This window comes from Streptococcus sp. CF10-1, assembly GCF_024295825.1.
In the GTDB taxonomy this organism is placed as follows: Bacteria; Bacillota; Bacilli; order Lactobacillales; family Streptococcaceae; genus Streptococcus.
This window is the reverse complement of the sequence record NZ_JANCPQ010000001.1, coordinates 406953-421898: the sequence shown is the minus strand read 5'-3', so window position 1 is coordinate 421898 and position 14946 is coordinate 406953. Positions and strand designations below refer to the sequence as shown.

At 39.8% G+C, this 14946-nt stretch carries 14 protein-coding genes; 3 read left to right on the top strand and 11 right to left on the bottom strand.

The genetic code is table 11. The features are described 5' to 3' along the window. Position 1: 1 nt before the first annotated feature. Together NMM25_RS02115 and NMM25_RS02110 are read right to left on the bottom strand one after the other, a co-directional pair. On the bottom strand, positions 2 to 1903 hold the full coding sequence (locus tag NMM25_RS02115) for an ABC-F family ATP-binding cassette domain-containing protein (RefSeq protein ID WP_254735792.1): 1902 nt from the start codon (positions 1901 to 1903) through the stop codon (positions 2 to 4). Positions 1904 to 1981: 78 nt separating this feature from the next. Further along, positions 1982 to 3136, bottom strand: a complete 1155-nt coding sequence (locus tag NMM25_RS02110; protein ID WP_254735791.1) for a DUF4352 domain-containing protein — start codon at positions 3134 to 3136, stop codon at positions 1982 to 1984. 411 nt (positions 3137 to 3547) lie between these two features. Between NMM25_RS02110 and NMM25_RS02105 the strand changes: the two genes are divergently transcribed. Together NMM25_RS02105 and NMM25_RS02100 are read left to right on the top strand one after the other, a co-directional pair. Then, positions 3548 to 5266, top strand: a complete 1719-nt coding sequence (locus NMM25_RS02105; RefSeq protein WP_254735790.1) for a phospho-sugar mutase — start codon at positions 3548 to 3550, stop codon at positions 5264 to 5266. A 111-nt stretch (positions 5267 to 5377) separates the two neighbouring features. Next, entirely contained in the window at positions 5378 to 5725 is a 348-nt protein-coding gene (locus tag NMM25_RS02100) for a thioredoxin (protein ID WP_254735789.1), read from the top strand. A 38-nt stretch (positions 5726 to 5763) separates the two neighbouring features. On the opposite strand, the gene NMM25_RS02095 is transcribed toward NMM25_RS02100, so the two are convergent. The 9 genes from NMM25_RS02095 to NMM25_RS02055 all read right to left on the bottom strand — a co-directional run bounded on the left by NMM25_RS02095 (position 5764) and on the right by NMM25_RS02055 (position 14188). Beyond that, the gene (locus NMM25_RS02095) at positions 5764 to 6537 is read right to left on the bottom strand and encodes a potassium channel family protein (RefSeq protein ID WP_254735788.1); all 774 of its coding nucleotides are present in this window, start codon (positions 6535 to 6537) and stop codon (positions 5764 to 5766) included. 86 nt (positions 6538 to 6623) lie between these two features. Further along, a complete protein-coding gene (locus NMM25_RS02090; protein ID WP_254735787.1) occupies positions 6624 to 7433 on the bottom strand; it encodes an MBL fold metallo-hydrolase in 810 nt (269 codons plus the stop codon). A gap of 1 nt (position 7434) precedes the next feature. Next, on the bottom strand, positions 7435 to 8784 hold the full coding sequence (vicK, locus tag NMM25_RS02085) for a cell wall metabolism sensor histidine kinase VicK (protein WP_000568720.1): 1350 nt from the start codon (positions 8782 to 8784) through the stop codon (positions 7435 to 7437). Beyond that, a complete protein-coding gene (gene yycF, locus NMM25_RS02080; RefSeq protein WP_000722056.1) occupies positions 8777 to 9484 on the bottom strand; it encodes a response regulator YycF in 708 nt (235 codons plus the stop codon). Before yycF ends, vicK begins: the two co-directional genes overlap by 8 nt. A gap of 76 nt (positions 9485 to 9560) precedes the next feature. Next, positions 9561 to 10721 (bottom strand): A/G-specific adenine glycosylase, encoded by a 1161-nt coding sequence (gene mutY, locus NMM25_RS02075; protein WP_254735786.1) that lies wholly within the window; start codon positions 10719 to 10721, stop codon positions 9561 to 9563. Positions 10722 to 10803: 82 nt separating this feature from the next. Then, positions 10804 to 11778, bottom strand: a complete 975-nt coding sequence (gene pta / locus NMM25_RS02070) for a phosphate acetyltransferase (RefSeq protein WP_033629713.1) — start codon at positions 11776 to 11778, stop codon at positions 10804 to 10806. A 43-nt stretch (positions 11779 to 11821) separates the two neighbouring features. Then, positions 11822 to 12718, bottom strand: coding sequence for an RluA family pseudouridine synthase (locus tag NMM25_RS02065; protein WP_254735785.1), 897 nt, complete (start codon positions 12716 to 12718; stop codon positions 11822 to 11824). Then, a complete protein-coding gene (locus tag NMM25_RS02060; protein WP_000799063.1) occupies positions 12715 to 13533 on the bottom strand; it encodes an NAD kinase in 819 nt (272 codons plus the stop codon). Before NMM25_RS02060 ends, NMM25_RS02065 begins: the two co-directional genes overlap by 4 nt. Then, the gene (locus NMM25_RS02055) at positions 13517 to 14188 is read right to left on the bottom strand and encodes a GTP pyrophosphokinase family protein (RefSeq protein ID WP_000151553.1); all 672 of its coding nucleotides are present in this window, start codon (positions 14186 to 14188) and stop codon (positions 13517 to 13519) included. The genes NMM25_RS02060 and NMM25_RS02055 overlap by 17 nt, the downstream gene beginning before the upstream one ends. Before the next feature lie 128 nt (positions 14189 to 14316). On the opposite strand from NMM25_RS02055, the gene NMM25_RS02050 reads away from it, so the two are divergent. Then, positions 14317 to 14886 (top strand): CYTH domain-containing protein, encoded by a 570-nt coding sequence (locus tag NMM25_RS02050; protein ID WP_254735784.1) that lies wholly within the window; start codon positions 14317 to 14319, stop codon positions 14884 to 14886. Positions 14887 to 14946 lie beyond the last annotated feature (60 nt).

Below are 14946 nucleotides of genomic sequence, written 5' to 3'. Positions count from 1 at the left end.
TTTACACCTGCTCTGATAATTCTTCCCACTCAAGCATGGCTTCTTCCTGACGATGGCTAATTTTGTCCAGTTCTGTCTGAAATTCCATGAGTTTTTCAGCATCGTTGGTTTCCAGCATTTGTTCAGAAATGGCTTGACTTTGAGTTTCTAACTCTTCGATTTCAGCCTCTAAACTCTCTATTTGGCGCATGAGCTTACGGGCTTCTTTCTGACTTTCTTTCTTAGCTTGGTAGTCATTGACTGGGCTTGCTTCTTTTGCTTGATTGCTCATTGAAGCTTCCTCTATCTGGCTGACTTCCATTTCAACCTTTTTATCAACATAGTAGTCATAATCTCCTAGATAGAGGGTCGAACCATTCTCGGACAATTCCAAAACATGAGTGGCTACACGATTGATAAAGTAACGGTCGTGACTGACGAAAAGAAGTGTTCCATCAAAATCAATCAGAGCATTTTCTAACACTTCCTTGCTATCAATATCCAAGTGGTTGGTCGGCTCGTCCAAAATCAAGAAGTTATTGTTTTCCATTGAAAGTTTGGCAAGCAACAGACGAGCTCGTTCACCACCTGACAGCATCCCTACAGACTTTTTAACATCTTCTCCTGAGAAAAGGAAGGCGCCAAGACGGTTGCGGATTTCAACTTCTGGTGTCAGTTTAAAATCATTCCAGAGTTCATCGAGTACAGTATTACTTGGTGTTAGCTTACTTTGAGTCTGATCATAGTATCCAACCTCAACATTGGCACCAAAACGCTTTTCTCCTTTGATAAAAGGGATCTGGTCCACAATAGACTTGATAAAGGTTGATTTCCCGATACCGTTTGGTCCAACGATAGCGACAGCATTCATTTTACGGAGGTCAAGGTTGATAGGTTCTGACAATATTTCCCCATCATAGCCAATAGCCGCATTTTCAACAGTCAGGACAACATTTCCCGATGTTTTTTCCGACTGGAAGGTCATATTAGCTGATTTCTTACCAGCTTCAGGCTTGTCCAAACGCTCCATTTTTTCTAGTTGTTTACGGCGAGATTGAGCACGTTTGGTTGTTGAAGCTCGGACTAGATTGCGATTGACAAAGTCTTCTAGAGCCGCGATTTCCTTCTGTTGCTTTTCATAGTTTTTTGCTTCAGTAGCTAGCTTTTGCTCCTTCAACTCAACAAAACGAGAGTAATTGCCTACATAGCGATCTAAGGAATGCTTGGTCAAATCCAGTGTAACCGTCGCAACCTTGTCCAAAAAATAACGGTCGTGACTGACAATAATGAGGGCACCGCTATAGTTCACCAAGTAATTCTCTAGCCAAGCAATCGTTTCAATATCCAAGTGGTTGGTAGGCTCGTCCAAGACCAAGAGATTTGGCTTTTCAAGGAGCATTTTAGCCAGTGCAAGACGAGTATTTTGACCACCTGAAAGCTCAGCAATTTTCATCTGCCACATAGACTCGTCAAACTTGAAACCATTCAAGATAGCGCGGATATCAGCTTCGTAGGTAAAGCCACCAGCCTGACGGAAATTCTCTGATAAACGATCATAATCCGCCATCAGTTTATCTAGATCTTCACCAGACTTTTCACCCATCTCCAACTCCATCTGACGCAGTTGTTTCTCCGTATGGCGTAGATCATTAAAGACATGGAGCATTTCATCATAAATGGTATTTTCAGACTCAAAACGGCTATCTTGGGCTAGGTAAGACAGAGAAATATCTTTTTTCTTATTGATTTCTCCACTAGTTGGCTCCTCTTCTCCAACCAAAATCTTCAAAAGAGTAGACTTACCTGCACCATTTTTCCCAACAAGAGCAATCCTATCTCGTTCATCAACTTGCAGATTGATATTATTAAAGAGAACCTCACCTGCAAAAGAACGTTCAATTTTATTAGCTTGTAAAATAATCATATCTCTATTTTACTATTTTTTTCTCTTTTGCACAATTGCAATGAAAAAAGTTCGAGTCATAAACCCGAACCTTTCATCTTAGTATCCAACGCCTCCACGGAATGTGCGAGCCATATCTTTCAATTCATAGTTTTTAGAAGAGGTATCGATGGTCCATTTTCCATCTTTCTTAGTCATTTTAATTTCATAACCCTCTTTTTTCATATTATCACTAGTATCTAGAGGAGTTGAATCAAATTGACTCGGTGCATTTTCTAAAATGTATTTTTCACCAGCTTTCATAGCTTCAGAGTAGTTGCTATATTTACCTTTGTTTTCTTCGTAGAACTTACGGCTCAATTCATAAACATTCAAGTTATCCAAGTCGATTGTTTCTGGTCTAACATAAACAACAGCATAGTCTGGCAAGTATGTCTTCACCTTGTAATCAACTTTTGCTCTCTTAGCATTTGCTTTGATGTAGGCATCTGCGAATGTTCTAAGTTCTGAATCAGATGGTTTGTAGTTATAGAAGCCTTTTCCGAATGACTCTGTAAATTTCTTGATAAACTCTTCTTTATCAGCTTTCGCATCGTTTGTGAATTCAGCACTATTATCAGAAGATTTTTTATCATCAGCAAGCGCAACAACTTGCGACTTATTATCAGTAGCACTTAGGTTCGTTCCACCACCAGAACTTTCCCCATTAAGGTAAACAGCATCAACATATTTTTTCATTACATCTTTCGCTTCATCAATATTGTCTTCATACTGACTTGGATCCACCTTGATTGCTACATCGTTATTCTTTTTAGAATTTTCTTTGATGTCATCGTAAAAGCTAGGTGCGAAGTGGAGTTCATACTTAGCATTCTTGTCGACTTCATACACTACATAACCAGCAACGCTCTTTCCTTTAGAAAGACTGTCACCATATGACATAAATTTCGTTTTACTGTCGCTTTCGTAGATTTGAATTGGTTGTAATTTTTCATCTTTTTCATTATAAAGCGTAATATCTTGGCTAGTAAAACTAAACTGTTTATCACGATTGTTCTTGATTTCGACTTGAAGTGCAAGGTAGCTTGAAGATGAATCTTCATCTTTAGGCAATACAAACATACCGTCTTTTACTGAAACTTCAAAGTTTGAGTTCGAGGCAGTACCATTGTCGCTTGCTTTTTTGGAAGCTCCACAGGCAACCAGTGCTAAAGCTGATAAAAGCAAAGCAGAATGCTTAAGAATTTTTTTCATAATGGATTCTCCTTTAATGATTTACTATATTTTACCATACGCACTATAAAATTCAAAACAGAAACCAGATATTTTCAAAATATCTTAAATTTATAGAGTTTTACAGTAAATTTTTCTATCCGTTCATTTGATACATTAAAGGATTCTTTATAAAAAGAATAGAATATAACAATATTGACGATTTACTTTATTTAAAAATCTCACTAAAATACTATAAACTTTTAATATTTTTAAAAATTAGATAATTGATTTTCATCCCTAACTTAGTATAAGTAAGCACAGTACTCACCATTTTCCCGCTAAAGTGCATAAGTAAATTTCCTACATTTTAAGTTATGCTAACGTTTTACTAAAATGTCAAATCGTGATATAATGAAAGCGATTAAAGTAAATAAACAAAGGAGACACTCTATGACTTACCAAGAAAATTATCAAAAATGGGTCGATTTTGCTGACCTTCCAGACTACCTTCGTCAAGATTTAATCAATATGGACGAAAAAACAAAGGAAGATGCCTTTTATACCAATCTTGAATTTGGTACTGCTGGTATGCGTGGCTTGATCGGCGCTGGTACAAACCGCATCAACATCTATGTTGTTCGTCAAGCTACCGAAGGATTGGCTCGTTTGATTGAGTCTAAAGGCGGAAATGAAAAAGAACGTGGAGTAGCAATCGCCTACGATAGCCGTCACTTCTCACCTGAATTTGCCTTTGAATCTGCTGCAGTTCTTGCAAAACATGGCATCAAATCATACGTTTTCGAAAGCCTTCGTCCAACTCCGGAACTTTCTTTTGCAGTTCGTCACCTCAACTGTTTTGCAGGTATTATGATTACTGCTAGCCACAACCCTGCTCCATTTAACGGTTACAAGGTTTATGGAGAAGACGGTGGACAAATGCCTCCACACGATGCAGATGCTTTGACGACTTACATCCGTGCAATCGAAAATCCATTCGCAGTTGAAGTTGCTGATGTCGAAGCTGAAAAATCTTCTGGCTTGATTGAAGTTATCGGCGAAGCTGTCGATGTAGAATACCTCAAAGAAGTCAAAGATGTGAACATCAACCCAACCTTGATTGAAGAATTCGGTAAAGACATGAAGATTGTCTACACACCACTTCATGGTACGGGTGAAATGTTGGCTCGTCGTGCTCTTGCTCAAGCAGGATTTGACTCTGTTCAAGTTGTTGAAGCACAAGCAACTGCAGACCCAGACTTCTCAACTGTAAAATCTCCAAACCCAGAAAGCCAAGCAGCCTTTGCCCTTGCTGAAGAACTTGGTCGTCAAGTTGGCGCTGATGTTCTTGTTGCAACTGACCCTGACGCTGACCGTGTTGGTGTTGAAGTTCTTCAAAAAGATGGAAGCTACCTCAACCTTTCAGGTAACCAAATCGGCGCTATCATGGCTAAATACATCTTGGAAGCCCACAAAAATGCTGGAACTCTTCCTGAAAATGCTGCTCTCTGCAAATCAATCGTATCAACTGACTTGGTAACGAAGATTGCTGAAAGCTACGGCGCAACCATGTTCAACGTTTTGACAGGTTTCAAATTCATCGCTGAAAAAATCCAAGAATTCGAAGAAAAACACAATCACACTTACATGATGGGATTTGAAGAAAGCTTCGGTTACTTGATTAAACCATTCGTACGTGATAAAGATGCTATCCAAGCCGTTCTTGTCGTTGCTGAGCTTGCTGCCTACTATCGTTCACGTGGTTTGACACTTGCTGATGGTATCGAAGAAATCTACAAAGAATACGGCTACTACGCTGAAAAGACTATCTCTGTGACTCTTTCAGGTGTCGATGGTGCTGAACAAATCAAAGCGATTATGGCTAAATTCCGTAACAATGCTCCGAAAGAATGGAATGCAACAACTATCACTGTCGTAGAAGACTTCAAGGCTCAAACTGCTACTGTTGCTGACGGTACTGTTACAAACTTGACAACTCCTCCAAGTGATGTGTTGAAATACACACTTGCTGACGGTTCATGGATTGCAGTTCGCCCTTCAGGTACAGAACCTAAAATCAAATTCTACATTGCTGTTGTGGGTGAAAGCAATGAAGATTCACAAGCTAAGATTGCCAACATCGAAGCAGAAATCAATGCGTTTGTAAAATAAAAAATTATAAAAGATGAGATACACTAATCTCATCTTTTTTTCGTATCAAATCTAAGCATTTTTAGAAACTTTATGGCATACTAGACTTATCAATGAAAGCGAGGTAATCTCATGGAACAATTTTTAGATAATATCAAAGACCTTGAAGTCACTACAGTTGCGCGTGCAAAAGAAGCACTCGATAATAAAGAAACAGCAACCTTCTTTATTGGTCGTAAAACTTGCCCTTACTGCCGTAAATTTGCAGGCACATTGGCAGGTGTCGTAGCTGAAACCAAAGCTCACATCTACTTCATCAACAGTGAAGAACCAAGCCAACTCAATGAATTGCAAGAATTCCGCTCACGTTATGGAATTCCAACCGTACCAGGATTTGTTCACATTGCAGATGGACAAATCAATGTCCGTTGCGACTCTTCCATGTCCGCACAAGAAATCAAGGACTTTGCTGGATTGTAAAAAAAACCACTCATCGAGTGGTTTTTGTATAGTCTAAATTACTTTTTTTCAAGCAAATCTTGTATCATTCTATGCAGTTCTTCTATCTTCTCAGATTGTTTCTCTAGTAATATTCTTTGAGTTATTAATTCGTCTTGGAGTTTATCAAATTTTATCTGCTCATCTGGATTATCCTTTACAAAAAAGTTTGTCAAAGCACTTGTTAACATCCCTATTGTGCCAATACCAACAAGCATTAGTAAAACAGCTAACCACTTCCCAAAAATCGATGAAGGAACAATATCTCCATAACCAACAGTCGTTACAGTTACAAGCGCCCACCAAAGACTATCTGAGAATGATTTTTCTTCAACAACAGATAAAATTGAACTACCTACCAGTACAATAAAGGAATTGAGATAGAAAATATAAATTAAGCCATTTGTTCGTAAGAGTTTTCCAACCTTCTTTTCCAACTTGCCAGTCAATCCAACGACTCTTAAAAGACGAGTTAGTTTCAGTAATTTTGTTAGCCTTGCTAAGCGGAAGATACGCCCTAAGCGAAATACTGTAAAAATAGCATTCAAAGGAAGGATGGCTAGCAAGTCGAAGATATTTTCAAATATAAATTTCCATTTTTCTTTACTTGAAAAGAAGCGCCAACCATAATCCACTACAAAGATAAACCAAATTAGTAAATCAATAATACTGTAGGGTGGATTATCCAAATCAATCATCTCAGCAAATCCAAGCAAGACAAGGACAACGGATATCAATGCAAGTATGATAATCGTTGTGTCATAGTAATCCTTTAATAACCATTTTCTCTTCAAACTGCTACTCCTTTAGTTTTTTAATCATTATACCACACTAAAACCCTGACAAAGTACAAAACAAAAGAAGGCACTCGCCTTCTTTTTTATATTTCTGTCAATGGTGTTGCGGTATCTGGTGAGGTATCGTAAACTTTAAAGTCTACTCCGACTCCCAGATCCGCTTGGGCTAGCTGGTTGACCATAGTCATATGAGCCAGCTCCTTGATATTGTTCTCTTTGGATAAATGCCCGAGGTAGATTTTCTTAGTTCGATTTCCCATTGCACGAATCATGGCCTCAGCACCGTCTTCGTTAGAAAGGTGACCGAGATCCGATAGAATTCTCTGTTTGAGACGCCAAGCGTAAGATCCTGATCGCAAAATCTCTACATCGTGGTTGGACTCAATGAGATAACCATCCGCATTCTCGACAATTCCTGCCATACGGTCACTGACGTAACCTGTATCGGTCAACATGACAAAACTCTTGTCGTCTTTCATAAAGCGGTAAAACTGTGGTGCTGCTGCATCATGGCTAACCCCAAAACTCTCAATGTCGATATCGCCAAAAGTTTTGGTTTTTCCCATTTCAAAAATGTGTTTCTGCGATGAATCCACCTTACCGAGGTACTTGGTATTTTCCATAGCCTGCCAAGTCTTTTCATTGGCGTAAAGGTCCATGCCATATTTGCGAGCCAAGACACCGACTCCATGAATATGGTCTGAATGCTCATGCGTAATCAAAATCGCATCCAAATCTTCAGGTTTACGATTGATTTCACTCAAAAGACTGGTAATTTTCTTACCAGACAAGCCTGCATCCACTAAAATTTTCTTTTTTGGGGTTTCCAGATAAAAGGAATTTCCACTGGAACCTGATGCTAAAATACTGTATTTAAAGCCTTTTTCACTCATTCTAGTCTTCTATTTCGTCCTCCCATATTTCTTCTTTTACGGCATCCTTATCATAAGGGAGCACGATGGTAAATGTTGAGCCCTTACCGTATTCACTTTTGGCCCATATAAAGCCATTGTGTTGTTTGATGATTTCTTTTGCGATGGCTAGACCTAGCCCAGTTCCACCTTGTGCACGACTTCTTGCGCGATCCACGCGGTAAAAACGGTCAAAAATCTTAGGCAAATCTTGTTTTGGAATTCCTAGACCTTGGTCTTTAATGGATAAAATCATCTGGTCGTCAGTGGTCTTCATGCTGACAGTGATTTTCCCACCATCTGGTGAGTACTTAATGGCATTGTTGAGAATATTATCAATCACCTGGGTCATTTTATCGGTATCAATCTCGATCCAAACTGAATTAATAGGGTAATCTCTAACAAGTTCATATTTTTTCTCGTCATCCTGACTTCTCATCTTGTCAAAACGGTTAAGGATAAAGGTGATAAAGGCTGTAAAGTTAATCAACTCCACATCTAACTGAGTAGTCGCATTATCAATACGAGAGAGATGTAAGAGATCTGTCACCATCCGCATCATACGGTTGGTTTCATCGAGTGAAACCTTGATAAAATCAGGAGCAACAGGATCATACAGAGCTCCCTCGTCCAAGGCTTCAAGATAAGATTTAACACTGGTCAAAGGAGTCCGCAACTCATGACTTACGTTCGAAACAAAGAGTCTTCGCTCACGCTCTTCCTTCTCCTGCTCGGTCGTATCATGTAAAACGGCAACCAAACCAGAGATGAAACCTGACTCACGACGAACCAGAGCAAAACGTACACGAAGGCTTAGATATTCCCCATTTACATCCTGGGAGTCAATCGTCAACTCTGGAATCTGTGTAATCAGGTCACGCAGCTCATACTCATCTTCTATCTTAAGCAATTCGAGAATGCTTTTATTCAGAACATCTTCTTTCTGCACACCGAGCTGTTTCTTGGCCATATCGTTGATCATAGTAATCTGGCCACGGCGATTGGTCGCAAGAACGCCATCTGTCATGTAAGAAAGAATACTATTCAATCGTTTACTCTCTTGTTCCAGATTTTCTTGGGTCAAACGAATAACTTCTGACAAATCGTTCAGATTATTGGTGATATTGGTGATTTCTGTACTTCCTTGCAAGTCCAAAACTTGAGAATAATCACCTGCAATCAAGTCCTTAACTTTTTGATTTATCTCCTTCAGACGGATATTATCCCGACGATTTTCCAGTAACAGCAAGGTCACCACCAAGATAAAACCAAGTAAAATCAGGATAAAGATAAAATCGCTGGTCAGAATAGTTTGTCTAATATCTTCAATCATTATTTCTCATATAGTATCCAACACCACGACGTGTGAGAATGTACTCTGGACGACTTGGAGTGTCTTCTATTTTCTCACGCAAGCGTCTAATGGTCACGTCCACAGTACGAACATCACCAAAATAGTCATAACCCCATACAGTCTCAAGTAAGTGTTCACGCGTAATCACTTGTCCAATATGAGATGCCAAGTGATACAAGAGTTCAAACTCACGGTGGGTCAAATCTAATTCCTCACCATATTTCTTTGCCACGTAAGCATCTGGAACGATTTCCAAATCACCAATTTGTAAAGGCTGCGTCTTCTTCTCATCAGACTCTTGGTTATCTACTGAAACTAGGTCGGTACGACGAAGAAGGGCCTTAACACGAGCCTGCAACTCACGGTTTGAGAAAGGTTTTGTAACATAATCATCTGCACCTAACTCTAAACCAATAACCTTGTCAAACTCGCTATCCTTAGCTGATAGCATGATAATTGGCACGCTACTAGTCTTACGAATAGCTTTAGCAACTTCTAAACCATCAATTTCAGGTAGCATCAAATCGAGGATAATAATATCTGGTTGCTCTGCTTCAAATAGCTCGATTGCCTCACGACCATTGAAGGCTGTGACAACTTCATAACCTTCCTTGGCCATATTAAACTTAATAATATCTGAGATTGGTTTCTCATCATCTACAATTAATATTTTTTTCATTTTATCACCTTTTTCTCTATCTATTATAACAAAAAAATGCAAAGAAGGCACAAATGGCTACTGTAAGCCTTCATCTTCAAGAGTTGTTTTTATAAGCCTGCCAAATCTTTTGTTGAGGTTTAGCAAGTGGATAATCAGAAAACTCCTGAGGAGTAACCCAACGAACTTCTCTGTCAGAAAACTGTTTTGTTTCCGTCACTTGACCTGCTAGGATTTGAATATGCCATTTCCGATGACTAAATACATGCTTGACCTGGTCAAATACTTGATGGGACCAATTCACTTTTAAATCATAATCCTGCTCAAAGTTTTCTTGAGGGCTTGGTCCAAATGCTCTGCTTTCCTCTTTGACTTGTGAAAAGAGATCTAGCTGATCGTCATCACTTGAGAAATCATCAACTTCGATCAAGGGGAAATGCCAAAAACCAGCTAGTAGTTTCTCGCTTTCATTTTTTTCAAGTAGATATTGACCATGGTCGTTGCGTACAACCAAAGCCTTGAGATAAATTGGGAGAGGTTTTTTCTTGGGTTCTTTAATCGGATATACATCCATAGTTCCGTTCTGATAGGCTGCGCTAAAGTCCTTAACAGGACTTTCTTCTGGTCGAGGGTTAACCGGAGCCTCTATGTCAGAACCTAAATCCATCAGAGCTTGGTTAAAATCACCTGGTCGTTTCGGGTCAATCAAGATTTCCATCATAGCTCGGAAAATCTTTTGATTGCTGGGAACTCCGATATCATGATTAACCTCAAACAAGCGTGCCAAAACTCGCATGACATTGCCATCGACCGCTGGCTCAGGCAAATTAAAAGCGATACTGGAAATAGCTCCCGCAGTATAAGGGCCAATCCCTTTCAGGCGAGATATTCCTTCATAGGTGTTTGGAAATTGACCACCAAAGTCAGCCATAATCTGCTGGGCTGCAGTCTGCATATTGCGTACTCGAGAATAATAACCCAATCCCTCCCAAGCCTTCAACAGACGCTCTTCAGGGGCATTCGCCAGACTTTCAATAGTTGGAAACCAGTCCAAGAATCGTTCGTAGTATGGAATAACTGTATCCACTCTGGTCTGCTGGAGCATGATTTCAGATACCCAGATGTTATAAGGATTTTTACTTCTCCGCCAAGGTAAATCTCGCTTGTTTTCATCATACCAGTTGAGGAGTTTCTCTCGAAAAGAAATAATCTTCTCCTCTGGCCACATGACGATACCGTATTCTTTCAAATCTAACATATATCTAGTATAACATAGAAGCTTCTAACTGTCCTTTTCTCAGTACTAAAAAGCCTCTTCCCATGGGAAAGAGGACTAAATCTTATTGATGAACTGCTTGAGCTGCTGTGATAAGGGTCAACTTGTACACATCATCTGCATTACATCCACGAGAAAGGTCGTTAACAGGTTTGTTCAAACCTTGTAAAACAGGTCCGACAGCCGCAAAACCACCAAGGCGCTCGGCCATCTTGTAACCGATATTTCCGGCTTCGATACCTGGGAAGATAAAGACATTTGCTTGACCAGCTACGTTACTTCCTGGAGCTTTTAGAGCTGCAGTTTCAGGAACAAAGGCAGCGTCAAATTGCAATTCACCATCAATCTCAAGGTCAGGGCGCAAGTCGTGAGCAATTTTAGTTGCTTCTACGACCTTATCAACACTTTCACCAAAGCCTGAACCTTTAGTAGAATAGCTTAGCATTGCAATTTTAGGTTCAATACCAAACATCTTAGCTGTGATCGCTGAATTGATCGCAATTTCAGCCAAGGCTTCTGCATCTGGATTGATGTTAATGGCACAGTCACCAAATAGGTAACGTTCCGTACCACGTACCATGAGGAAGGCACCTGAAGTACGAGTTACATTTGGACGAGTTTTGATGATTTGAAGGGCTGGGCGAACTGTTGAGGCAGTTGAGTGAATCGCACCAGATACCATACCGTCAACCAAGCCCAAGTAGACTAGCATCACACCAAAGTAATTGACGTCTTCAACCAAAACTTTGCGCGCTTCTTCTTCAGTCATTTTGCCCTTACGACGCTCTACTAAAGCAGCAACCATTTCTTCAAATCGAGGATAGTGTTGAGGGTCAATGACTTCATAACCATCCATGATCCCTTCGATTTCGAGATAAATTTTAATTTTTTCAGGGTTTCCAAGCAAAACAGGGATTACTTCTGTTTCTTTTACCAAGCGTTTTGTTGCTTGAAGAATACGTGGCTCTTCTCCTTCAGGGAGAACGATACGAGCATTTTTGCCAACCAGGTTGGCTTTGAGACTTTCAAAAACTTCCATGAGTTTTCTCCTTTAAGAAAATAAATTATACTCCAAATAGTTTTTAAAGAGTATTAGTTGATAACTGAGTAATAAGATTGCTGAAATCATCCGGTAAGGGGCTTTCTAGTTGCAAATCTTGCTCTAGAAAAGGATGATAAAAAGATAAATAATGGCAATGCAGAGCCTGACGTTGGATACCGTCATCCAAACTACCACCATACAAATCGTCTCCCAACAAAGGAAAGCCAATATGAGAAAAATGCACTCGAATTTGATGAGTTCGTCCAGTATGCAGGCGAATATCGACTAGGTGAATATTTTCATAAGACGCTACAACTTTGTATGACGTATGAGCGTATTTCCCACCTTTGGCAACCCGTCTTGTGATAATAGAATCTTCATCACGCGCAATCGGCGCAATAATCTCCCCTTCAGGCTCCAAGACACCAGCTCCTTTAACCAAAGCAAAGTAGCGTTTCTCGATAGACTTTCGTTGTAGTTGCTTGTCTAAACGTGCATGAGCGTAGCCGTGTTTGGCAAAAAGCATCAAACCAGAAGTATCTCTATCAAGCCTAGTCACGATGTGAACTTGCTGGTTTTCATAGTTTTGATTGACATAATAGCCCTTGATAAAATTGGCAATGGTATTGGAATGATTGACACTGGGGATGGAAGCTACTCCATAAGGCTTATTCAAAACCAGAAAATGGTCATCCTCATACAAGATATCGAGTGGTCGATCAATAGCTTCAAGGCTCTCAAACCCTTCCTCTTCAGGGATATCAATAGTCACCCTGTCTCCAATATCTAAGAGATAAGTCGCATTTTGAGGTTGGTCATTGACCAGAATAGCCCCGCCTCGAAACTTAATCTTGGCCAAAAGTCCCTTGGAAACCTCGTGTTTCTTGAGGAAGGTTTTGACTTTGACGTGCTCATCTGCGATAAATTCGAACCTCATTCATCCACCTCGCCGATGAAGGCATCTTTAACACGATTCCAGAAACTAGTGTGACTTGGGGTCGCTACGAAGTGAATCTTATGATGGTCGATTTGATACTCAATCCGTTCGATATTACGGAAGGAATAGACACTGTTATCAACTGATATCGTATGGTAATCATTGCGTGTCGGTAAGAGTTCAATCTTATCTTTTTTGGGAATGATGATTGATGATCCCAACGTTCGATAGACTCGGTTGTTAAGACTCGCTATCTCCGTCAACTGCAAGGCTTCAATGGTAGGATGCAAGACAGCTCCACCCAAGGACTTGTTGTAGGCGGTACTTCCCGTTGGCGTTGAAACAGTCACTCCATCTCCACGAAATCGCTCGAACGGAACGTGGTTAATGATGATATCCGCAACCATGGTGCGATCTGATCGACGGATGCTCGCTTCATTTAAGGCTCGGAAGATTTTCACTTCTCCATTTTCAAGCGTTACCTTAACATTCAAGACTGGATAAGAAACTTTGGCACCAGTATCGAGTAGGAGATTGGTCACCAATTGATCCAGCTCAAAATCACGATAATCTGTGTAAAATCCCAAATGCCCTGTATGAACACCTACAAATCGAACCTTGTCTAACTGATTCTCATACTTGTGAAAGGCAGACAAAAGCATCCCGTCGCCACCAATCGAAATGACGATATCAGGATTGGTATCGTTCAGTATAAAATGTTGTTTTTTTAGTTTTTCCCTCAGTTCATGCAAGACCTTCTGACTTTGTGGCTTTCTATTTGCTATGAGGTCAACTCGTTTACCTGTATTCTTCATCTGTATCGTCACTATTTCCTACACCATCGTTTAATTTTCTGCTCAATGGATCAAAGAGAGCCTGCGCTTCCTGGATATCATCACGAATTTTACCCATTTCTTCATCCAGTTGATAGGCTATTTTGGCCGTGATTTCCAGTCTTTTCCTGATTTCTTCTGGAAAATCGCCCTGATATTTATAATTGAGCGAGTGTTCAATCGTAGCCCAGAAATTCATGGCTAACGTCCGTATTTGAATTTCGGCCAAAATCGTCTTAGCCCCGTTGATCGTATCAACCGTGTACTCAACAACCACGTGATAAGAACGATAGCCCGAAGCCTTACGATGAGTGATATAGTCTCGTTCCTGAACGATTCTCATATCTTGGCGTTTACGTAGAATCTCAACTACTTCTTTAACGTCATCAACAAACTGAACCATGACACGTAAACCCGCAATGTCTTGCAGATCATGTTCTAGACTTGCATAAGTAATTCCTCGACGAGCCATTTTTTCTTTGATACTTTCAATTGGTTTGACACGACCCGTTACAAACTCAATCGGAGAATGCTTATTTTGCTTACGATACTGTTTGCGAATTCCTCGAAGTTTAATCTTCAACTCACCAACAGCCTGAATGTAAGGATCTAAAAATTCTTCCCATTCTATGGTCATACTTTCTCCCTTGTAATGTTTGATTGCTCTGTCGAAAATCTTTGATTTTTTCAGTACATTCGTATACAATAAATACATTGTCCATTATACCATAAATCGCTTTCAAAGATATAGAAAAGGTTGAAAAAATGAAACATTTAGAAATAGAATTGAAAACACTTCTGAAAAAAGAGGACTATGAGCATCTAAAAAAACAGTTTTCCCATATCCAACCCGTCCTTCAGAAAAACTACTACATTGATACGCCAGATTTCCAATTGCGCGAAAAGAAGGTTGCCATGCGCATTCGCACCTTTTCAGATTGGGCGGAGTTAACCTTGAAAGTACCTCAAACTGTAGGAAATATGGAATACAACCAGAAACTAACTCTTCCAGAAGCTGAATCGTACCTAGAAAAACAAAAACTACCTCAGGGTCTCGTTCTAGAGAAGCTCTCTAAGATTGGCATCGAAAGCCATGACTGGTTTGTTCTAGGCTGTCTTTCCACTCTACGTTATGAAATGAAAACTGAAATTGGCTTAATGGCCTTAGATGAAAGTCGATACTTTGACCAGACGGACTATGAACTCGAGCTTGAAGTCACCGACCATGAAAAAGGGAAAGAAGATTTTCAGAGATTTTTAGATGAAAATCAGATTACTTATCAGAAAGCTCCATCAAAATTAATTCGTTTTATTAAAAGCATGAAAAAAAGCTGAAATAATCTCCTTTTTTTGGTAAAATAGAAAAGATAAAAATAAAAGAATCTGGCTTTGAAA